The 22,982-nt window shown below is 39.7% G+C and carries 18 protein-coding genes; 14 read left to right on the top strand and 4 right to left on the bottom strand.

Annotated elements, in window-relative coordinates; genetic code table 11:
- Positions 1-92: 92 nt before the first annotated feature.
- Positions 93-965 carry an EamA family transporter gene (locus N0B29_RS07825; protein ID WP_263833143.1) on the bottom strand — a complete coding sequence of 291 codons (873 nt, stop codon included), beginning with the start codon at positions 963-965 and terminating at the stop codon, positions 93-95.
- A 12-nt stretch (positions 966-977) separates the two neighbouring features.
- Positions 978-1,598 (bottom strand): LysE family translocator, encoded by a 621-nt coding sequence (locus N0B29_RS07820; protein ID WP_263833142.1) that lies wholly within the window; start codon positions 1,596-1,598, stop codon positions 978-980.
- Between the two features lie 204 nt (positions 1,599-1,802).
- Here N0B29_RS07820 and N0B29_RS07815 point away from each other — a divergent pair, with 204 nt between their 5' ends.
- The 7 genes from N0B29_RS07815 (at position 1,803) to N0B29_RS07785 (ending at position 10,715) form a co-directional block, all read left to right on the top strand.
- Positions 1,803-2,984 (top strand): methyl-accepting chemotaxis protein, encoded by a 1,182-nt coding sequence (locus N0B29_RS07815; RefSeq protein ID WP_263833141.1) that lies wholly within the window; start codon positions 1,803-1,805, stop codon positions 2,982-2,984.
- A gap of 225 nt (positions 2,985-3,209) precedes the next feature.
- Positions 3,210-4,328 carry an ABC transporter substrate-binding protein gene (locus N0B29_RS07810; RefSeq protein WP_263833140.1) on the top strand — a complete coding sequence of 373 codons (1,119 nt, stop codon included), beginning with the start codon at positions 3,210-3,212 and terminating at the stop codon, positions 4,326-4,328.
- A 127-nt stretch (positions 4,329-4,455) separates the two neighbouring features.
- The gene (metH, locus tag N0B29_RS07805) at positions 4,456-7,926 is read left to right on the top strand and encodes a methionine synthase (protein WP_263833139.1); all 3,471 of its coding nucleotides are present in this window, start codon (positions 4,456-4,458) and stop codon (positions 7,924-7,926) included.
- Positions 7,927-7,955: 29 nt separating this feature from the next.
- Positions 7,956-8,747: an alpha/beta fold hydrolase gene (locus N0B29_RS07800; RefSeq protein ID WP_263833138.1), complete on the top strand. Its 792-nt coding sequence runs from the start codon at positions 7,956-7,958 to the stop codon at positions 8,745-8,747.
- Between the two features lie 13 nt (positions 8,748-8,760).
- Positions 8,761-9,459 carry an SIR2 family NAD-dependent protein deacylase gene (locus N0B29_RS07795; RefSeq protein WP_263833137.1) on the top strand — a complete coding sequence of 233 codons (699 nt, stop codon included), beginning with the start codon at positions 8,761-8,763 and terminating at the stop codon, positions 9,457-9,459.
- A 38-nt stretch (positions 9,460-9,497) separates the two neighbouring features.
- Complete coding sequence (locus N0B29_RS07790) at positions 9,498-10,136, top strand: hypothetical protein (protein WP_263833136.1); 639 nt, start codon at positions 9,498-9,500, stop codon at positions 10,134-10,136.
- A 141-nt stretch (positions 10,137-10,277) separates the two neighbouring features.
- Positions 10,278-10,715 carry a nucleoside deaminase gene (locus N0B29_RS07785; RefSeq protein WP_263833135.1) on the top strand — a complete coding sequence of 146 codons (438 nt, stop codon included), beginning with the start codon at positions 10,278-10,280 and terminating at the stop codon, positions 10,713-10,715.
- Positions 10,716-10,771: 56 nt separating this feature from the next.
- Here N0B29_RS07785 and N0B29_RS07780 read toward each other — a convergent pair whose 3' ends face one another.
- Positions 10,772-11,440, bottom strand: a complete 669-nt coding sequence (locus tag N0B29_RS07780) for a response regulator transcription factor (RefSeq protein WP_263833134.1) — start codon at positions 11,438-11,440, stop codon at positions 10,772-10,774.
- Positions 11,437-13,326 carry an FIST N-terminal domain-containing protein gene (locus tag N0B29_RS07775; protein ID WP_263833133.1) on the bottom strand — a complete coding sequence of 630 codons (1,890 nt, stop codon included), beginning with the start codon at positions 13,324-13,326 and terminating at the stop codon, positions 11,437-11,439. The genes N0B29_RS07780 and N0B29_RS07775 overlap by 4 nt, the downstream gene beginning before the upstream one ends.
- Positions 13,327-13,783: 457 nt before the next feature.
- On the opposite strand from N0B29_RS07775, the gene N0B29_RS07770 reads away from it, so the two are divergent.
- From N0B29_RS07770 to N0B29_RS07735, 7 genes are all read left to right on the top strand, one after another.
- Positions 13,784-16,507: a molybdopterin-dependent aldehyde oxidoreductase gene (locus N0B29_RS07770; protein ID WP_263833132.1), complete on the top strand. Its 2,724-nt coding sequence runs from the start codon at positions 13,784-13,786 to the stop codon at positions 16,505-16,507.
- Between the two features lie 83 nt (positions 16,508-16,590).
- On the top strand, positions 16,591-18,960 hold the full coding sequence (locus N0B29_RS07760) for a pyridine nucleotide-disulfide oxidoreductase/dicluster-binding protein (protein WP_318526697.1): 2,370 nt from the start codon (positions 16,591-16,593) through the stop codon (positions 18,958-18,960).
- Position 18,961: 1 nt separating this feature from the next.
- The gene (locus tag N0B29_RS07755) at positions 18,962-19,168 is read left to right on the top strand and encodes a DVU_1557 family redox protein (protein WP_263833131.1); all 207 of its coding nucleotides are present in this window, start codon (positions 18,962-18,964) and stop codon (positions 19,166-19,168) included.
- A 1-nt stretch (position 19,169) separates the two neighbouring features.
- Positions 19,170-19,895: a DVU_1556 family methyltransferase gene (gene trsM, locus N0B29_RS07750; protein ID WP_263833130.1), complete on the top strand. Its 726-nt coding sequence runs from the start codon at positions 19,170-19,172 to the stop codon at positions 19,893-19,895.
- Positions 19,895-20,341 (top strand): DVU_1555 family C-GCAxxG-C-C protein, encoded by a 447-nt coding sequence (locus tag N0B29_RS07745; protein ID WP_263833129.1) that lies wholly within the window; start codon positions 19,895-19,897, stop codon positions 20,339-20,341. The genes trsM and N0B29_RS07745 overlap by 1 nt, the downstream gene beginning before the upstream one ends.
- A gap of 5 nt (positions 20,342-20,346) precedes the next feature.
- Positions 20,347-21,684, top strand: a complete 1,338-nt coding sequence (trsS, locus tag N0B29_RS07740; protein WP_263833128.1) for a radical SAM (seleno)protein TrsS — start codon at positions 20,347-20,349, stop codon at positions 21,682-21,684.
- Positions 21,684-22,979, top strand: coding sequence for a DVU_1553 family AMP-dependent CoA ligase (locus N0B29_RS07735; RefSeq protein ID WP_263833127.1), 1,296 nt, complete (start codon positions 21,684-21,686; stop codon positions 22,977-22,979). The genes trsS and N0B29_RS07735 overlap by 1 nt, the downstream gene beginning before the upstream one ends.
- Positions 22,980-22,982 lie beyond the last annotated feature (3 nt).

Below are 22,982 nucleotides of genomic sequence, written 5' to 3'. Positions count from 1 at the left end.
CCTTTGTTTTTTGTTGGCGTATTCTAGTACGTAAAAAAAACAAAATGGTTACCGAAAAAAGTTATTGTCTAACGTGTGTGGTTGTCGTGAAGTTAAGTCCGCTTGAAAATAAGGTCGCCGTAGAGGTTGATAACAAGCCCTGATACAATCAAAAAAGCAGCCACAAGTTTCCAGCTAGGAAGCGCTTCGTTCACAAGAAGAGCTGATGCTGAAAAACCAAAGACAGGAACAAGAAGCGTAAAGGGAGCGACGGTGGTTGCTGGGTAGCGACTGAGTAAAAAGCTCCAAATGGCAAAGCCAAAAAGTGTGACAGGATAGACAAGATAAGCGATTGAGCCAATACTGAGCCATGACAGATGCGCCATTTTCTCAAAACTCCATAGGTGCAATTCTAAGGCAAATGAGAGGGCAAGTAAAAAAGGCAACGAGAGCAAACTTCCCCAGACGACCAAAGAGAGCATGTCGACATGACCGATGCGTTTGGAAAAAAGATTACCTGCTGCCCAAGAAAAAGCCGCTCCTTCAACAAGCAACAACCCAAAAAGATTGACATCGCCTCCGGTGTGAAAACCAACATAGATAATGCCTGAAAAAGCAACAAGTGCTCCTACTATCTTGGCCAATGTCATTTTTTCTTTGAGGAAAACAACCGCCAAGATGGCAGTAAAAAAAACTTGTGTTTGAAGACTGAGTGAAGCAATACCAGAGCTTACGCCCACATACATTCCCGAAAAAAGAAGCGAAAAATCAAGAACGAACATGCTCAAAGAGTAGCAAAAGAGCAGTTTCCATGAGGTGTTTTTAGGACGCTTGAGAAAAAAGACCGCAGGAAAAGCTGCAAAGAAAAAACGCAAAAAAGTGAGGAGAATAGGAGGAATCTCTTTAAGGGCTACTTGAATGACCACAAAATTTATTCCCCAAATGGCTACGACTCCAAGCGTCAGCAAGATATGTTTTAAAGGCATTGAAAAGCTCTTTTATCGATTGTTGATGGCAAGTTTAATACCAAATGCGACGAGTGCAAAGCCAGCAAGACGCGTGGCAACTTTGCGTGCCAATGGAAAGGCTTTGAGTTTACGTGCAACGGTGTTACCTAAAAGGACAAGAAGTGTTTGATAAATAAAGCTAATAAGACTTACATGTAAAATCATAGCAACCAGCGTTGTTTGTGTTGCATCAGTCCTTAAAAAAAGTGGAAAAAATGCAACAAAGAAAAGCATCACTTTTGGGTTTGTGATGCTCACAAAAAAGGCTTGTCTAAGATAGATCCATGCCGACTTTTTAGGTTCTATCTTCGTTTTTTCAGGTTCAATTTTAGTCCGTAATAATCCAATACCTAGCCATATAAGGTAAGCTGAACCAAAGTATTGTAAAAGCTCAAAGAGAAATGGGTTTTGTTGCATAATGGCGGCAAGTCCTGCAAGGGCTGCGATCATAAAAACAAAATCACCCAAAAGTGTTCCAAATACGGCACCGAGTCCTGCATTAATACCATTACGTGCCGTAGCATTTAAGATAGCAATCGTGCCAGCACCAGGTAGAAGTTGAAACACTAAAATAGCTCCAATAAAGCTGTAATAGTTCTGAATATCAAACATTACAAAGACCTTCTGAAAAATTTGGTTTATTATACAACGATTAAAAAAAAAGGCTTGCTTATTTTTAATCCCTTTTTTGTCATATTTTTTCCTTATAATATACGAATAAAGAATTGCTTTATTAAGAATGGCATAGAATAATGGCAAACTTTAACTTTTACATGACCTGAATGTGACTATAACAATTGATTATAAGGAAAGTACATGAGCGTTAATCTACTCTTAATTGGAGCGAACGAAGCAACAACCCAAGAGCTTGTTTCTTTAGTCGATGCCACTCTTTCTACTGCCGCCACTTACCAAAAAGCTACCCTTAGTAATTACCAAAATTTTGACGTTGCAAACTTTGACTTAGTTGTTTGCTTTGCAAATCGCTACGATGAAATGATCAAAAAATATGGCAAAGAAAAAGTGATTTCAGTTGAATTTGTTCCTCCTACTGATTTCTTTGTGGCAATTGGTCGAATTCCTGATGGCGAAAATGTTGTCATATTTAATAATAGTGCTTCAGGTGCGAATGTATTACTCAAATTTCTCAAATTTTACAATCTCAATCATGTAGGATATAAAATTATTCCATTTGACGAGTGTAGCGAAAGCGAAACAAGAGAGGCGCTTAGTGATGCTAAATACATCATTGGAACCGATGGTTATGTCTCTTCGGGTAAAGCACTCTATACCAAATACAGTCACTACTTGCGCCCTGATGTAACGGTTATCCCAAGCCCACCTCGTACGGCTACGGCTGAGAGTGTCAGCGGTTTGGCACAAATTGTCACGGCTATCAATAGCGATAAAGCGTTGCAAGAAGCACGCGATATTTCAAAAAAACTTGCGACATTAACCAAAGAGATATCTACGATTACGCAAACAGCCTCCCAATCTATCGAAGATACCGCCAATACGATTGTTATCGTCAATAGTAAATTGGCTTCAGAGGTCCAAAATGTTCAAGTCACAAACAATATGGCACAAGAATTGACCGAAGCGGTAGAACAGATTGGTAACATCACCACCGCAATCAAATATATAGCAAGCGAGACGAACCTTTTGGCACTTAATGCAACCATTGAAGCAGCACGTGCGGGTGATCATGGACGTGGGTTTGCCGTCGTTGCAAGTGAAGTACGTAAACTTTCCGATCAAAGTAACAAATCAACCGATAATATTCGCATCTCCATCATGGATGTTCAAAAAGTGGTCGATCAAATTGTTCCAGCGCTTCAACGCACGGTCGATGAAATCATCAAAACACAGTCAGAAGTAGAGCGCATTAGCATCGCTGCGCAAGAAGAGAGTCGCGCGATGAATGAGATTATTAAAAAACTTCAAATTATCGTAGATGTCTCTCAAGCACTCGATACCGCTGAAAACAATCACGCTTAACTCTTTCGCAATTTACTTACTATTATAAAGAAGAGGCTTTTGCCTCTTCTGAACTTCTTTTTTGCTTTCTTTCTTTTTACATGTAATGTTTTGAGTCTATTGTGTCGAATAATAGTGCCATCTTTTAATGCCCGTTCTTTATACACTACTAAATAGGTCGAATTACTTGACATTAAAACAGAGTTCTGCTACACTTCTGAGCATTAACCAAATAGGAGAAATATAATGCGTCGTGTATTAACGCTTGCAACCCTTGCAAGCATAGTTACAACATCTTTATTTGCAAAAGAGATTAATGTAGGTGTTATTTTACCTATGAGCGGTTCTTTGGCTGCTTATGGTCAAGTTACGTATGAAGGTATTGAGTTTGCTCATGACCTTGCGCCAAAATTGAAAAACGGAGATACTGTAAAATTGGTCTTAGTCGATAGCAAAGGCGATAAAGTCGAGTCTGCCACAGCGACAACAAGATTGATTACTTCGGATAAAGTTGTGGGAATTATTGGAGAAATTACAAGCAGCAATACAGCGCAAGTTCTTTCCATCGCCGATAAAAAACAGATTCCTGTCATTGCAACAGTGGCAACCAACGATAAATTGAATGACAATAGAACCTATGGCAATCGCGTGTGCTATACGGACTCATTTCAAGGAAATATTGTTGCGAATTATGCCGCGAAAGAGTTAAAGCTCAAAACGGCTGTTTCGATTGTAGATCAAGCGCAAGTTTATTCTATCGGGCTTTCTAAAACTTTTACGGATGCGTTTGTTGCCAATGGTGGTAAAGTGATTAAGGAGCTTAAGGTCAATTCGGGTGATAAAGACTTTAAAGCAGTCGTTTCCCAAATTAAAGCTTTAAATCCTGATTTTGTCTTTATGCCATTGTATCATGCCGAGGGTGCGCTCATCACACGTCAAGCGAAACAAGTTGGGCTTAATAAGCCATTTCTATCGGGTGAAAGTGTAGCTAATCCAACGTTTATAGAGCTGGGTGGTGATAGCGTAGAAGGACACATGTTTACTGATTATTTTGATTACACCGTGCCTCCAACGCAAAAGTCTAAAGAGTTTTTAGCTGCTTATGAGAAAAAGACAGGTAAAAAAGAGATTAACTCATTTTCAACGCTAGGGGCTGATGCGTATAATCTTTTTGTGGACGCGATCAATCGTTGTGCAAACCCAGAAGATAGCGTGTGCATCAACGATGAGATCAAAAAAACCACCAACTTTGAAGGGGTTTCAGGTCTCATTTCTATCGATAAAAATGGTAATGCAACTCGTTCGGCTGTTATTAAAGTGATCAGTGGTGGTAAAGCTGTTTACAAATCTACCGTCAATCCATAATTTTACATGTAACGAAAAATGAAGAGGTATAAAACACCTCTTCATGATCTAAAAACCGCTCTTTATTCTCACCTTACCAAACTTTTGATATTATAAAAGATACGTTATAACACACTAGGAATTTCACTTGGCAACACTTCAAGAACTCATAAAAGAAAAAATTTTAGTCATCGATGGTGCGATGGGCACGCAGATCCAAGCTTTGCAGATTTCTCCTGAGCAATGGGAAGGCAAAGAGGGATGTAACGAGCTTTTAAATGTTACATGTAAAGATGAAATTTCTAAAATCCATCGTGGTTATTTACTGGCAGGTGCTGACATTATCAAGACCAACACCTTTGGTGCTTTGCCGTGGGTTTTGGACGATTACGGCATCGGTGAACGTACTTATGAGTTAGCAAAAGCGGGTGCAAATATCGTTAAAGAAGCGTGTGCAGATTTTGCCACAGAGCAAAAGCCACGTTTTACAGCCGCTGCGTTTGGACCTGGGACAAAACTGCCTTCTTTAGGGCATATTGGTTATGATGCAATGTATGAAGGCTACAAAGAAGCGGCGCGTGGAGCAATCGATGGTGGGGCGGATCTTTTTCTCATTGAAACCGCGCAAGACCCTTTGCAAATTAAAGCCGCACTTCATGCCATTATGGACGCTCAAAAAGAGTTACATGTAAAGCTTCCGATTATGGTTTCTGTCACAATTGAACTGAGTGGCACGATGCTCATTGGAACGGATGCTACGACCATCGCAACGATCTTAGAACCTTTTGATATTTTAAGTCTAGGCTTTAACTGTGGCACAGGGCCTGAGCAGGTCGAAAAGCATGTGAAAACGCTTAGTTCTGTTTGGGGTAAACCCATCAGTGTGCATGCCAATGCGGGGCTTCCTCAAAACCGTGGTGGCTATACCTTTTACCCAATGGGACCTCGTGAATTTGCCGAACTTCAAGAAAAATTTACACAAATTGCAGGCGTTAGCATCTTAGGCGGATGTTGTGGTACGACGCCTCAACACATTTTAGAGCTAGCCAAACGTGTGGAAGGCAAAAAGCCGCTTGCGCCTAAAGGGGAAATGCCACGAAGCATCGCCTCTTTATTTGAAATCAGAGCACTCAAACAAGACCCAGCACCTTTTTTAATAGGCGAGCGAAGCAACGCCACAGGCTCAAAAGCGTTTCGTGAACTACTTCTTGCCGAAGACTACGATGGCACGCTCAGTGTAGCACAGCAACAAGTTCGCAGTGGCGCGCATGGCATTGATGTGAGTGTCGGGTTTGCAGGACGGGACGAGCACAAAGACACCAAAGAAGTCATGGGGCGTTATGTGCAAAAAATTGCTCTACCTCTTATGCCTGACACCACTCAAGTTCCGGCTCTTGAAGTGGCACTCAAACTCATTGGTGGTAAGCCTATCATCAACTCGGTGAACCTTGAAGATGGCATCGAAAAGTTCGATAAAGTCTGCTCTCTTGCCAAACGCTTTGGTGCGGCATTGGTCTGTTTGACCATTGATGAAGTAGGAATGGCAAAAAGCAAAGCGCAAAAAGTGGCTATTGCAGAGCGCATTTATACCTTAGCAACGGAAAAACATGGTATTCATCCCGAAGACTTAGTCTTTGATCTTTTGACGTTTACGGTGGGTAGTGGTGATCCTGAGTATCACACGGCGGCGATTGAAACCATTGATGCCATTCGTGAATTTCACGCAATGCACCCTGAAGTAGGCTTTGTTTTGGGTGTTTCAAACATCTCTTTTGGTTTGGCAAAACACGCACGCGAATACCTAAACTCCGTCTTTTTACACCATTGTGTCGAAGCGGGTCTGAGCATGGCGATCGTCAATGTTAAAAACACGCTTCCAATGCACAAGATCAGCGACGTGGATAAAAAAATCTGTGAAGATTTACTCTTTAACCGAAGAGTTGAGGGCGATCCGCTTTTTAAATTCATTTCACATTTTGAGGGTGTGGTTGAAAATAAAGACGAGAGTGACGCGGCGTATCTTGCTATGAGTACCAAAGAGAAAATTTCGACATTGCTTATCGATGGCGATAAAGAGCGTATGCTCACTCTTTTACCAACAGCAAAAGATGAGATAGCCGCTGAAATCATCGTCAATGAGATTTTGATCGATGCGATGAAAGTGGTTGGCGAGCTTTTCGGTAGTGGAAAAATGCAGTTGCCTTTTGTGCTTCAGTCGGCTGAAGTTATGAAAGCGGCCGTGGATTTTTTACAGCCTTATTTGCCAAAAACCCAGAAGAGTACGACCACAACGCTGATCATCGGAACCGTTAAAGGCGATGTGCATGATGTGGGTAAAAACCTTGTGGATATCATTTTAAGTAACAATGGTTTTAGGGTCATTAACATCGGTATTAAGGCTGATTTGGAACAATTTCTAGAAGCACTTAAAGAGCACAATGCAGATGCCATCGGCATGAGCGGGCTTTTGGTGAAATCGACCAATGTCATGAAAGAAAACCTAGAAGCAATGCAGAAAATGGGCATCAAAATCCCTGTTATTTTAGGGGGTGCGGCACTGACTGACAACTTTGTTGAGGATTTTTGCCGTCCAATTTACGATGGACCGATTTATTACTGCAAAGATGCCTTTGAGGGATTAACGGCGATGAGTCGCATTGAGGCGAAAAATTTTGATACCTCTTTTGATCGACCTGTCATTGACAATAGCGTGAATCGTGCCAATAAAGAAGTTAAAGAGATGCCTTCATTTGAACAGATCAAAATGCCAAGCCGCGACATTGCCATTCCGACACCTCCATTTTGGGGCAGACGTGTGCTTAAAACCGATGTTAAAGAGTTGGCGTTTTCGTGGATCAATCACAAAATTCTTTTCGCACAACGTTGGGGTTACAGTGGAAAAGGGCAGAGCAAAGAAGAGAAGCAGAAGCAGCTAGATGAAGTGCTTTACCCGACCTATGAGAGGGTAAAAGCGGACATCGAGAGACTTGGACTTTTTGAGCCGACCATCATCTATGGTTACTACCCAGCACGATCAAATGAAAACAACCTTTACCTTTTTGATGAGAGTGATGGCTACTTTAGTGAGAAAGAGGTCAATCGTGAAAGCATCGAAGCGATTAAAAGTAGAGCCATCAAAGTTTTTGACTTTCCGCGTCAAAATAGAAACCCGTATCGCTCTTTGAGTGATTTTATTTCTCCTTCTCGCCATGATGTTTTAGCTTTAACGTGTGTAAGTGCAGGACCAAAGTTCTCTGCGTATGAAAAAGAGCTTTACGATGCGGGCAATTTTACCGAGTACTTCTTTGTACATGGTCTTAGTGTTGAATTAGCAGAAGCTCTTGCTGAAATTGCACATAAACAGATACGCCTCGATCTTGGCATCGCTGAGAGTGAAGGGCATAGTTTGCGCGATGTGCAAATGAAGCGCTATCATGGGTGTCGTTATTCATTTGGTTACCCAGCATGCCCTGCCTTGGAAGATACCAGAATCATTTTTGATCTTTTAAAGCCAGAAGAGTTTGGCATAGAACTCAGCGAAACATTTCAAATTCATCCTGAGCAAAGTACCACCGCTATCGTAATGCACCACAAGGAGGCGTTATATTTTAATGTCTGATGTATAATGTGCATACAAAGGATATAAAAATGAAAAAAACAGTTGGTGGGTTATCGGTTTTACTGGAAGGCAATCAAAAAAATAGAGCAATCATTTTTTTACACGGTTTTCCGTATGACCACACGATGTGGAGTGAGCAAATAGCGGCTCTTCGTGATACCTACTACTGTGTAGCATACGACATTCGTGGGCTTGGAGACTCTTCTGTGGGCGATGGACAGTTTACAATGGAATCGTTTGTCGATGACTTGGAGATGCTTATACGTGAGCTAAGAATTGAAAAGCCACCTATATTGTGTGGTTTTTCGATGGGTGGTTACATCGTTCTTCGTGCCGTAGAACGTATGGAAAGTAACTTTTCAGCGGTCATTTTATGCGATACCACTTCAAACGCCGATGACAATGAAGCGAAACTCAAACGCTCCGATGTCATAAGACGCATCAACGCTCAAGGCTTGTCTTCTTTTTCTAAAAATTTTATCGGGCGATGTTACAGTGATGTTTACAAAAAAGAGCATAAAGAGGCAGTGGACAAACGCATTGCTAAGTCGATAAAGTTTAATTCCATCGGCGTGAAAGGGTGCTTGTTTGCGATGTTAACACGCAATGACACAAGTGCCTATTTGCCCTCTATTGAGCTTCCAACACTCTTGCTTTGCGGTGAACTTGATGCGCTTACGCCACCACTACGCATGAAAGCGATGGCAGATCAGATTAAGGATGCCCAGTTTGTACTCATTAAACATGCTGCGCACATGAGCGTTGTTGAAAATCCAACAGATTGTAACGAGGCAATGAAAGCGTTTTTAGCAAAACTATAAAGAGGTAATACAGATGGCACGGATTGTGATTTTCTCAGGAGCGGGCATCAGTGCAGAGAGTGGACTCTCCACCTTTCGCGACACGGATGGATTGTGGGAAAAGTACCGCATCGAAGAGATCTGTCAGGCAGGGTGTTTGAGCTGGAATAGAGAAAACACTTTGGCATTTTACGATGCCAGACGTGAACAACTCTCCTCCGTCAAGCCCAATGCCGCACACCATGCCATCGCCAAACTACAAGAAAAATACCCCAATGACATTGCCCTCATCACCCAAAATGTGGATGACCTTTTCGAGAGAGCAGGCTGCATTGACATTTTACACTTGCACGGTTTTTTACCACGCCTTCGTTGTGAACAGTGTGGCACAACCCATCTCATCGGCTACGCCAAACAAGAGCGAACCTTTACATGTAAAAGCTGCGGAGGCTCCTTTCGCCCCGACATCGTCTTCTTTGGTGAACCTGCACCCATGTATGAACACCTTTATGAGGCGATGGAAAACTGCGAGTTTCTTGTCATCATCGGCTCAAGTGGAAACGTCATTGCTATGGATCATTTTGCTTTACATGTAAAAGTTGCAATCCTCAATAATTTAGAGCCAAGCGATGCCATTAACGAGAGGGTTTATACGAAAGTGTTGCATCAAAAAGCGACTGAGGCGGTGGATGAGATAGTTGGGGATGTGGAGAGGTTTTTACAAATATCATAAGTTTTTGATGGAGTAAGATATGATCATAGGAGATGTAGATGGTGCATAATGAAAGTTTAGAAACGGCTAAAAATGTAATTTCTAATTTTGTAAGTATGTTTAATAATTTTGAAAATAGTTCTATAAAGGTATTTGTTTTTGTAAATCTTTTTAAAGAAATAGAAAGAGAATTGAATAGATTTATTGCTGGTAGAGTTGATTTGACTTTAACTAGTATTCAGGTTAGAAACTTATTTGAACTATATTTAATAACTAAGCATATATATGACAGCGATGAAGGACTTGATGAATGGCTTGGACAAATGCATCAAGATACAATAGAGATCCAAAATGGTTTTATTGGGCTTTTACGTAATCATCACAAAGATATATCTGAGTTAGAAGAAGTCAAAAATTTTACAGATCAAAGTCTTAATGAAAGCCCTTATGTTTGTCAAAAAAAATATTTCAATATGGGAGTGTTAGCTGGGCAATATGGTTATAAAAATGAGCATTTGGCAATGCATAAGCTTTGCTCAAAGTTAATTCATCCAACATCTATAAAGGTAAATGGGTATAGTGCACTATCAGCAGACAATAACTATTTATCAATTTTAGAAATATTTGGTGTCTTTGTTTGTGGCAAAATTGAAGAATTAAGCTATGAAATCGCAGATAGCATAAAGAGTGGGAACTAAACTTTTAACTTTCCAAAATTTCATTTTTTACATGTAAAGCAACCAAAAGTTAACTCCTCAAAGTTTAGCTTCCGCACCTAATCAAACATAGTAAAGAAGCTATAATACAAAGCAATCTATGAACACTAAAAGGGAAAAACAATGGATAAATTTTTAGAAGCAGCCATAGAAGAAGCCCAAAAAGGTTTGGATGAGGGTGGTATACCTATTGGTTCTGTTCTTGTGATAGACGGTAAAATCGTCGGACGTGGTCACAACCAAAGAGTTCAAAAAGGAAGTGCTGTGTTGCATGCAGAAATGGACTGTTTGGAAAATGCTGGGCGACTGAGCGCACGTGATTATAAAAGAGCAACGCTTTATTCTACGTTATCTCCTTGCGATATGTGCAGTGGTGCCATTTTGCTTTATGGCATACCAAAAGTTGTTATCGGTGAAAACCATACCTTTTGTGGACCAGAATCGTACGTAAGGTCACGAGGTGTTGAGGTTGAAGTGATGAATGAGCCAAAATGTCGCCAACTGATGGAATCTTTTATAGAAAAAAATCCTGAACTTTGGAATGAAGACATTGGTGTATAAATAGAAGTTTAACTTTTACAATCAATAAAACCTTTACATGTAAAGTAACAAACGCCTTACAATGAAGGAACTTTAATCATATAGCCACTACCTCTAATATTGACGATGAAATCTTCTTTCAAATGATTTTTTAGGCGATTGACTTCTGTTCGTATGGTTGCTTCGTCAACATCCATATCGAAATCACTCCATACACTTTCTCTGAACATATCGTAGCTACAGACAAATCCTCGATTGTGTGCCAGAAATTGGATAATTTGAAGTTGTCGTTTGGATAAAACCTGGGGCTCATCATGAAAGTAAAGCGTCATATTTTCATTATTGAAACTGTAAGAGGCAGAGAGGACTTTGTGATGCATCTCTTTTTTAGCGGTTTTTGAAATTCTATCGATTCTCAGGTTGAGCTCTTTTAAATGAAAAGGTTTTTTCAAATAATCATAGCATCCAAGTTCAAAAGCTCTTGATATATCTTCGATGTCAATAAGAGCAGAGATAAAAATAATAGGTATGATCTTTTTTTGCGCGTGCAATGTCTCCAAAATGCTCAAGCCATTAATGTTGGGCACATTAATGTCAAAAACGAGCAAGTCAAATTTTTCTTTCTCTAAGATTTCTAAGCACACATTACCGTCCCTGGCAGAAGTTATGGCATGACCAACGGTCGTGAGGTACTTTGTGATCGATTCGTTAAGCAGTATATCATCTTCTAAGAGTAAAATTTTCATGCGTTGTCAACCTTGAATTGATACGAAAAGGATGTGATTGTCTCATCTGAATGCAGTGTAATTTTCACGTTTTCTTCCTTACAAATTCTTTTAACGAGATTGAGCCCCAGCCCAAAGCCATCTTGTGCTTTCTCTTCACGGTAGAATTCTTCAAATATTTTTTCAGGTTTTTGAATTTTTCGTGAATGAGATGCTACACAAAAATGGCAGTTATCGTTCTCTTTATGTAAAGAAACAATAATCTTTTCATTCTCAAATGTATATTTGATAGCATTGGTGAGGTTGTTGTCGATGATGCGTTGCAATTTTGTCTCATTAAAGGAGATATAAATCTTATTGTGATTCGTTTCAAAGAGAAACATGGATTTTGCTTTATCGGCAACTTGAGCAAAAAAATCGATGCGACTACGAACATAATCGACTAAATCAATCTTTTGTTTCAAATAGTGAATATGGTCTTTTTTAACCAAATAACTCAAATCATCGTACATCGAAAAAATACTTTTAATGCCAACTTCAATATTTTCCAAATAAACACTTTTTCCAAATTCCATCTCATGCAGTTCTATATTGCTCATAATGACACTTAAAGGAGTGTTCATCTCGTGAACCGTGTAGCGTAAAAATTGCCTATGAGATTCCAAAAGGTTTTTTGAATAATTCATCTGTTGCTCTAAGCGTTTAGACTGCTCATCATAATCCCTTGCACTTTGTTCAATTAAGTGAGTCAATGATTCAATCGTTTTAGAATAAGAGGTGTCTTTTTTACTTTCCTCTTTATTTGTGCTTCTTAAAGCAGGGACACTCTTTCCCGATTCACTTAACGCAACAACCGTGAGTGTTTGATTGAGGAGTTTATTGTGTCCATTTTGATGATAGAATTCTGAATAGGTGAAAAATCCTGAAGTTGCGGCTGTTTTTGAAAATGACCCAATACCCAGTTTGATTAAAAATGGCATAAACCTTCTGCGTGCCATACAAGAGAAGATAAAAAATGTTTCTACATCAATAGAATGCAAGTTTTCTAAGACTTCTATGGGATCTTTCATTAAAGACTCGGCATCGCCAAAGCCAATTCTGACTTTATCACCTTCTTTGAAATTGCCACTGTAACTTAGACTTCCATCTTCATGTTTTCCAATGACAGCTCTTGCCATAATGATGCCATTTTTTTCAAGGATTAAGGGAAATTCTGTTTGTGAGAAATTGCTGCCGAGGTATTTATCGTAAAACTCGGCAGCTTTTATATTGTCTATCAAGTAAACTTTATTATCTTGGACTTTTGTAATCGTATGCTCTAATCCTATAGGTTTCCAGTCAAATTTATAATCCGTAGCAACGCGAAGAATATCAGAATTTAAAGAGACACCAACGACCCCTTCACTTAAAATAGTGTTCTGTGAAGAAATATAGGTTTGCTCAAATTTTCCATTATCTCCTGCCATACCGCCACAAATAGGTATTGTCGGATCATAAGACTCAACACCTTTTAAAAACTCTTCTGCATTCATACGGGTACCATCTGAAAAAAGAATGAGCAACTTTGTATTGGGAGTAATCAAATCAGATGCCAACTGCATGCCGCATTGAAACGAATCTTCGTCTTGGATATAGGCTGTTTTGATGAAAGTGTGTTCAAAAATACTAATGGAAATAATGGTTTGCAATGTTGTAATGCGCTCACCGAATATTTCTCCATCGGTTGTAGTTCCTAGACAAATGGCGTGAGGAATATGGCTGAGGATGACGTCACTAACGTACTTTAATACTTCTTTCCCTTGACCACAAAATATCTGTACTAAAATATTTTTTTCATGTTCAAATAGCGTAAAATTTATAATACTCGGTAGTGATCCTGTTTCATAACAAAAATTGTATGTTTTCAAAAAACGTGTTCCTCCACCATTTGAGCTTTGGCTAAAGATACCAAATAGCAGCTTACAAAAAAGCTTTTTTTTGCCATATTATCCAAAAGATAAAACTTTACATGTAAACATGTTACTCATTCATAATATTTTTTTTAATTAAATTTTCAGATAAAGGCTTTTGCTATATTCATGCTATATGCCTAGTATATACTTTGAATTGACAACAAAAATACACATACTAAGGGAGGCCAAAAAACATTCTATACAACATGAATAATACAATGTAGGTAGGTGCTTTTCATGGTGGGTTTAAATTGGTGAGTTTTTTGATTTTTCATAGTGTGTAATATGCAAAAATAGCATATTTAAGACATCTAAAATGAGATTTTCGGAAAGCTTATGTATGCAAATATGCCCTTTTTGCATATCTCTTACACGTAAGAGAATGTAAATACTATATATATGAGGTAACAACATGTTAAAAAGAACAATAATTATCAATGGTGCCAAAACAACTTTGGTTGCAGATGCAGAAGAAAAATTATCTGATGTATTACGAAAACAGCTCGGACTTACAGGAACAAAAGTAGGTTGTGGTAGCGGAGAATGTGGTACGTGTACCGTTATTCTTAACAACAAACTCGTTAGAGCTTGTATTACTAAGATGAAAAAAGTTGAAGATAATGATGAAATCATCACCATTGAAGGTGTAGGTACTAAAGACAAGCTTCACCCACTTCAAATTGCATGGATGGTACATGGTGGCGCACAATGCGGTTTCTGTACTCCAGGTTTCATCGTTTCAGCTAAAGCACTTCTTGAGCAAAATGACAATCCAACCCGTGAAGAAGTCAGAGACTGGTTCCAAAAAAATAAAAACTTGTGTCGTTGTACAGGATACAAACCTCTCGTTGATGCGGTTATGGATGCTGCAAAACTTGTTAGAGGTGAAATGACTGTTAAAGATTTCTGGAAAAAAATCCCAGAGGGTGCTTCTTTAATCGGTTCATCACTCATTCGTCCATCTGCAATGGCAAAAGTTATGGGAACATGGGATTTCGGTGCTGATTTAGGATTGAAACTTCCTTCAACTACGCTTCATGCAAAACTTGTTCAAGCAAAAGTTTCTCATGCTAATATCATCTCAATCGACACTGAAGAAGCTAAAAAAGTTCCAGGTGTTGTAGCTGTTCTTACGTATAAAGATGTAAAAGGAACAAACCGCATTAACGGTTTGGCATTCCCTTCTAACAAAGGTGATGGACTTGACAGACCAATCTTAAATGACAAAAAAATCTTCCAATTTGGTGATGCGATTGCTATCGTTTTAGCGGACAATGAAAAAGCGGCTCATGCGGGTGTGGACAAAGTTAAAGTGGTATTGGAAGAATTACCAGCTTATATGAATGCACCAGATGCGATGGCAGACGATGCGATTGAAATTCATCCGGGCACTCCTAACGTTTACTTTACAAACTATATCGCAAAAGGTGGCGAAACATCTTCTATTATGAAAAGTGCTCCACATGTTGTTGAAGACAACTTCTATGTACAAAGACAACCACACTTACCTCTTGAGCCAGATGTTGGTTTTGCGTATGTTAATGATGAAGGCAAGTTGATTATTCACTCTAAGAGTATTGCACTTCACTTCCACTCATTGATGATTGCAGAAGGTCTTGGCATGAAAGCTGAAGATGTCTTTATTGTTCAAAACAATATCGGTGCGACATTTGGTTATAAATTTAGTCCAACGATTGAAGCACTCTTAGGTGTTGCAACATTGGCTACTGGAAGACCAGTTTATCTTGAATTTAATATGTTCCAACAAATCACTTATACAGGTAAACGTTCACCATTCTGGACAACCATGAAAATGGCTGCTGATAAAGAGGGTAAACTCTTGGCATTAGAGTCTGATTGGAGCGTTGACCATGGTCCTTACTCAGAATTTGGTGACTTGTTAACTCAACGTGGCTTCCAATTTGGTGGTGCTGGTTATAATATTGCTAATATCCGTGGTAACGGACGCACTGTTTGTACAAACCATGGTTGGGGTTCAGCATTCCGTGGATACGGTGCTCCTGAGATCATGTTCCCATCCGAAGTACTTATTGATGAATTAGCGGTTAAAGCAGGGTTTGATCCATTTGAATTCAGATATAAAAATATTTATAGACCAGGTGCAACAACACCAACAGGTTGTGCTCCAGATGCATACTGTTTGGAAGGATTGTTTGATAAATCACGTCCAGTTTATGAGCTTGCTAAAAAAACAGCTGCTGCAAAAAATGCAGCTAGTGATGGAGTCAAAAAATACGGTGTTGGCGTTTCTGTTAATATTTATGGTTGTGGTTTGGATGGTCCAGACACATCTGAAGCATGGGCAGAAATTACACCAAAAGGTGTAGCTGTTGGTACATCATGGGAAGATCATGGACAAGGTGCAGATATCGGTACATTGACTTATGCACACGAAACACTAAGACCACTCAATCTTACTGTTGATCAAATTGATCTAGTCATGAACGATATGACTAAAACACCAAACAGTGGACCATCAGGCGGTAGCCGTCAAAACCTTGTAACAGGTAATGCGATCACAGTTGCGTGCCGTAACTTACTTGAAGGTTTGAAAAAAGCAGATGGTACATACAGAACTTATGCTGAGATGGTTGCTGAAGGTCGTGAAGTTAAATACATGGGTAAATGGACAGCACCATGTACTGACACACCTCCAACAGGCGGACAAGGAAATCCATTTGCGGGTTACATGTACGGCGTTTGTGTAGCAGAAGTTGAGGTTGATGTCACAACGGGTAAAACACAAGTTGAGAAAATGACACTCGCTTCAGACATCGGTACTATCATCAATAAACTAGCCGCTGATGGTCAAATGTACGGTGGTTTGACTCAAGGTATTGGTCTAGCACTTAGTGAAGACTTTGATGATCTCAAAAAACATACAACACTTACTGGTTGTGGTATTCCAAAAATCAAAGATGTTCCTGATAGCTTGAATCTTATCTATACCGAAACACCAAGAGCAAACAACTTCTACGGTGCTTCTGGTGCGGGTGAAATGCCTCTTGCGGCTCCTCACGCAGCGATTATTAACGCGATTTACAATGCGTGTGGTGCAAGAGTTACTCACTTGCCAGCACGTCCAGAGAAAGTTTTAGCAGCTTTGAAAAAATAGTTTTCAGCTGTAATGATGGGTGAGATACTTTTGTATCTCGCTCATCATGTAACTTTAATGCTAGAAAAAGAGGAGAGACAAGAATGGATTTAGATAAATTACTGGAAATTGGCAATCAATGTATTCATTCAGAACCTCCGATATGTGTAGCATCGTGTCCTGTTCATTTGGATGTGATTGCATTTGTGTCTGAAATTGAAAAAGGTGATTTTGCCAAAGCTTACAAAATCATGGAAAACAGAATTCCTTTTAGCAGACTTATTGGAAAAATTTGTAACCACCCTTGCGAAACGCAGTGTATTCGAAAAGAGATCGGTGGAAGTATACGCATCAGCGAACTTGAAAAAACCGTTATTGATTTAGGCTATGTGCTACCTAAAAAATCACTCTCTTTACCAAAACAAAAAGGCACGGTTGCCGTTGTTGGTGGAGGATTAAGTGGTATTGTTGTCGCCGTTGAATTGGATAAAAAAGGCTATCAAGTCACGATTTATGAAAAATCCAACCGAATAGGCGGAAGCCTTTGGGATTATGAAGGCAAAGGTTTAGAGACCAGTGTTATTGAAGAAGAACTCTCCGTGATTGAAAAAAAAGGCATTTTGGTTTATTTTAATACTGAAGTGTCACAAGAAGATCTAAAAAATTATAGTGAAAAATACGATGCTGTTTATTTAGGTACGGGTGTTTGGGACAAAGTATATGAGATTAACCCCCATACATTTCAAGCGAATGAATCCTCTTTATTTATTGGAGGCAAAATTCAAAATAACAGCGGCGGTATTATTGATTTCGTAAGTTCTGGCAAACGCTCTGCCGTCTCGATTGATCGCTACATTACAAAAACATCTATGTTGGCATCACGAGAACGTGAGGGAGTTTTTAAAACAAAATTAGATTTTAAAATTGATAAAGTACAACCCCTTGAAACGATTGTAAAAAGCGCGGATGTTTATGGGGAAAATGAAGCAACACAAGAGGCAAAACGATGCCTCAAATGCCAATGCAATGAATGTATAAACGCGTGTGTCCACCTGCAACGTTTCAACATCACACCTGATAGTTATATTCGAACGATTAATCAAAATGAACGCATTATTTTAGGAACTCACCATGCCAATAAAATGATTAACTCATGCACACAGTGTGGTTTGTGTCAAGTTGTTTGCCCTGTTGATATTGGCATGAAGGAGATCATTCATCTCACAAGGGAAAGTATGGTTGAAAAAGGAAAAATGCCACTCTCGGCACATGATTTTGCACTCAAAGATATGCAGTTTAGCCATAGTGATTACTTCTCGATGGTTCGTAAACAACCGAGTAAAGAACAATCCAAAGATCTTTTTTATTATCCTGTCATCGCCTTTTCAGCGTATGCGAGAGGATTGTATAAGGGATCAGGAAAAACGGGTTATCTCTTTTACCCAGGGTGTCAACTGAGCTCAACGCATACGGATTATATTGGTAATATTTATAAGCATTTGGTGGGCGTGATTAAAGACAAAGATGCTGACAATGATGTTGGTCTTTATTTGGGTTGTTGTGGGGCACCTGCTGATTGGGCGGGAAGGCTTGATCTGATGCCTGAAAGTATCCAAAAAATACACAAAACATGGGAAGAGATGGGTGAGCCAACATTTATCTTAGCCTGTTCAAGTTGTGCGGCAACGTTTGAAAAGTATCTGCCGATGATCAAAACCATCTCCTTATGGGAAGTGTTTGACAAATACGGTTTACCTGAGGTTGATATTAAAAAAGGGAAGCGAGAACTTTGCATTCATGATGCGTGTGCGACTAGGCACAATGCAGGGATTCATGATAGTGTACGAAGCATCGTGAAAACCTTAGGCTACACCATTCAAGAGCTTGAATACTCCAAAGAAAAAGCAAAATGTTGTGGTTACGGTGGTTTAGTCTCAAATGCCAATCCTGAGCAAGCAGAAGATTTTGTAAAAGATCGAATCAGTGAGAGTGAACAAGATGTTCTTGTCTATTGTGCGATGTGTAAAGCTGCTATCGTCAAAGGCAACAAAAAAGCGTATCACATTTTGGACATCATTTATGGCAATGAAGTTAACCAAGATGCCCCACAAAAAATGCCAACACTCTCAGATCGACAAAACAATCGAAAGCGAGTTAAAAAAGAGCTTCTTAAAGAAATATGGAACGAAGAGGAGGAGGTGTGTCCTATGAGTAAGGCTTATGATTTTACACTACATCTTGCAGACGAAATAGTTGCACTCATGGAAAAGCGATTTATTTTGCTGAGTGATATTGAAAAAGTAGTGGATCATTCTATTACACACAAAGAGCGATTTTTCAACCCTCAAACATCAAGTTATCTTGCACGTCTGAGAATTCAAAATGTGACATTTTGGGTGGAGTACGAAGAAGAGGGCAATAACATCTCGATTAAAGATGTTTACAGCCATAGAATGGAAGTGGTGGAGTCCTAACATGGAAAATAAAATCGATACAACAACCCCATGGATGTGTGACAAATGCCATCAAGCATTGGTTTCAAAAAAGGTAAAAGTCCGCTATCTTGATGGCAATTTTGAAGTTGATCTTTTAAAATGCCCAACTTGTAATATGGTTTTTATTAGTGAAGATTTGGCTTTGGGAAAAATACTTGAAGTCGAAAAAGGGCTGGAGGACAAGTAGCGTGATAAACGTTTATGAAAGTAGCTGTATGCAAGAAGCCACAGGTGAAACCTTGCGTCCAGGAGGATTTAAACTCACTGATAAAGCAGTTGACTTTTGTGCTTTACGTAAACAAGACCGAATCCTTGATTTGGGGTGTGGTATGGGGGCTACTGCTTCGTATCTTTACAAAAATCATGGGATAAAAGTTGTTGGCATTGATCCTTCTGAAAAATTGCTTGCAGTTGCAAAAGCAAAAAACCCTTTTGCGACTTTCATTTCAGGCTCAGGTGATTCTCTTCCTTTTGAAAATGAAAGTTTTGAGTGTGTTTTAGCAGAGTGTACGTTGTCGCTTATGAATGATTTACATGTAACGCTAAAAGAGGTGTTTAGAGTTTTAGAGAAAGGCGGCTGGTTTGTGATCAACGATGTTTATGCGAAAAATCCTGAAACCATAAGCCAACTGGATAATTTTTCCATCACTTCGTGTATGCGTGGAATGCATGATCTACTTTCTTTAAAAGAGATGTTAGAAAAGATTGGCTTTGAAATTATGCTTTTGGAGGATTGTTCTTCTTTACTCAAAGAACTCATGGTCAAAATCATTTTTTCACACGGGTCTATGGGAACTTTTTGGAATAAAACCATTGAAGGCGAAGCACCCCAAACATGCTGTTTTTTTGAACAAAATATCAAACAATGCAAACCTGGTTATTTTATCTTAATCGGGAAAAAAGGAGAAAAGTAATGGATGATTTATCACTACGTTTATTTAAATTCTCATCAGCGGGCTTTTGCTGTGCGCAGATGATGTATAAACTCGCTCTTGAAGATGAAGGGTCTCACAATGATGACTTGGTACGCTCCGCGCAAGGCCTTTGCAGGGGCATTGCCGACACACAAAAAACTTGCGGTGTGCTTACGGGGGGCATTGGTGTTTTAGGGCTTTATGGTGCAAAAGGAAACGAAACTGAAGATGCAAATGACGATTTTCAACGGATGGTAAGAGAATTGCACGAGTGGTTTAAAACGGAATTTGGCTCAACCAAATGTGTTACACTCATTGGAGAAAGGGATTTTTCGGGAGCTGATTTCAGTTATAAAACTATCTGTGCAGGTATGATTCAAAAAGCATACATCAAAGTCTGTGAGATTTTGATAGAGCATGGTTACGAGTACGGCACTAGAGAGTAGATGCAATGACGTTTGATCCTTTGATGCACACTGAAAGCCTTTGCCCTATCTGTTTGAATAAGCTTGAGGCTTTTATTGTCGAAGAAAAGGATGGTGCGTTCATGCTCAAAACATGTTTAGAACATGGAACGTTTGAAACGGTGTTATGGCGAGGTGCAACACCGATGCGTGAGTGGATTCGCATCAAAGAGAGAGCCTACATCAAAAATCCCATTACGCCAGTCGAACATGGGTGCCCGTATGATTGTGGGCTTTGCAGTGCGCACAGACAACATACCTGCACGGCGCTCATTGAGGTGACATCTCGTTGTAACCTTAACTGTCGTTTCTGTTTTGCGGATGCACTGGATGCTAAAAGTATCGATCCCTCGCTAGAGCAGTTGCGTTTTCAGTTTGAGAACATTTTAAAGGTCTCAGGTAAATGCAACATCCAACTCTCAGGTGGAGAGCCAACAGTGAGAGACGATCTTTCAGAGATTATTCGTATAGGCGTTGAACTTGGTTTTCCTTTTATTCAGGTCAATACCAATGGCATCCGAATGGCAAAAGATGAAGCGTACGTAAAAGCCCTCAAAGAAGCGGGGCTTAACTCTATCTTTTTACAATTTGATGGCATTAATGATGCGATTTATGAAAAACTGCGTGGAAAGGCTCTCTTTGATGTTAAATGCCAAGCGATTGAAAATTGCCGAAAACACGGCATTGGCGTTGTGCTTGTTCCTACCATCGTACCCCATATCAATGTGGATAGTATTGGTGAGATCATACGTTTTGGCATAAGCAGGTCTCCTGCGATTAGAGGTGTGCATTTTCAACCGGTAAGCTATTTTGGACGTATTCCCGAAGCGCCAAAAGATGAAGATCGCATTACGCTGCCTGAAGTGATGGAGTGCATTTGCGAACAAACCCATCAGATGGTCAGTATGCAAAGTATGCAACCCCCAGGATGTGAAAATGCGCTCTGTTCGTTTAATGGTAATTATCTGATAGAAGAGGGTGTTTTAAAGCCTATTAGCAAACGCTCTTGTTGTTCCAGTGAAAGTGAAAAAGCAGAAGTAGGAGCGACCAAGGCTAAAGCGTTTGTGGCACGTAATTGGTCGTATCAAAAACAAGTCCAAGAAGAGAAACTCTCAGATTGGGACAAAATCCTAAGCTCCATTCAAAACAACGCTTTTAGCCTCTCTGGTATGGCGTTTCAAGATGCTTGGAATGTGAATTTGGAACGCATTCGAGATTGTTGTATTCATGTCTCTACTCTTGATGGAAAGCTTATCCCTTTTTGCATGTATAACATGACCAATATGAATGGAGAGTCTCTTTATCGAGACACAAAGAGGAAATGATGCAAGTCACACCGTTGGAGCATTGGATACTTGAGCGCACACAGCTAGCGCATAAAAGCCAAGAGGTTTTAAAAGCGTATCAGTTGGGTGAACTCATTAAAACCTTGACCTATGCAAAAAATAAAAGCCGATTTTATCAAGAAAAACTCGGTGATATTGATTTAAGTGCTATTGCGTCACTGAAAGATTTTGAAACTCTTCCTTTTACAACACCGGAAGATATTAAACGAAACGCCCATGATTTTTTATCGGTTCCAAGCCATGATGTTGAGCGCATTGTCACTTTAAATACCTCTGGCACAACAGGCGATGAAAAGCGCATCTTTTTCACGCATGAGGATTTGGAAGCGACGATTGATTTTTTTCAGTATGGCATGAACTGTTTGGTTGATGAAAGCGACAACGTAATGGTACTGCTTCCAGGTCCCTCTTATGGAAGCATCGGGGATTTGCTCAAAAAGGCACTTTCTCGCTCAAACATCGCGTGTATAGTGCATGGTGTTTTACAAGACGTTGAGAAAACAGCACAGTGCATTGGGGAAAATAACATTACTTGCATTGTGGGCATTCCTATGCAGGTGCTTTACCTAAGCCGTGTTAGGCCAGAACTCTTTTATAAACAGATCAAAAAAGTGCTTTTAAGCACTGATTATGTGCCTGAGGCACTTGTGGAGTCACTGAGTCATCAAGGAGCGTGCAAGGTCTTTAACCACTACGGTATGAGCGAGATGGGCTATGGTGGAGGCGTTGAGTGTGAATGCCTTGATGGCTATCATTTAAGAGAGAACCATCTGTACTTTGAAATTATAGACCCCATCACTGGGAAGCCTGTGCGAGAGGGCGAGTATGGTGAGGTTGTTTTTACAACGTTTAATCGCCAAGCGATGCCTCTTATTCGTTATAAAACAGGCGATATGGCACGCTTTTTAACACAACCGTGTGCCTGTGGTACGTTTCTTCGCAGAATGGAGAAAGTGCTTGGGCGCATTGAAAACAAAGTAAGCATCAATGGGCACGAAATTCATTTACGAGAGGTAGATGAAATTCTTTTACGTTTTTCTCGCATCTTGGATTATAAACTTACCGTGGGTGAGAATCATGCTTTACATGTAAAGCTAATCCTTGCCAACAAAGAGGAGAGCGAAGCACTTAAGAAAGAGGTCATTCAAAACATAAAAGAGCACTTTGCGTTTGAATTTGATCTCACCCTTGATATTGAAGAAGATGATCATTCAATCAAAATTACTAACAGCATGATCAAAAGAAAAATAGACAACCAAAGAAACAAAGGATAATAG

The organism is Sulfurospirillum oryzae (assembly GCF_025770725.1).
In the GTDB taxonomy this organism is placed as follows: domain Bacteria; phylum Campylobacterota; class Campylobacteria; order Campylobacterales; family Sulfurospirillaceae; genus Sulfurospirillum; species Sulfurospirillum oryzae.
This window is presented reverse-complemented; position numbering and strand designations above follow the sequence as displayed.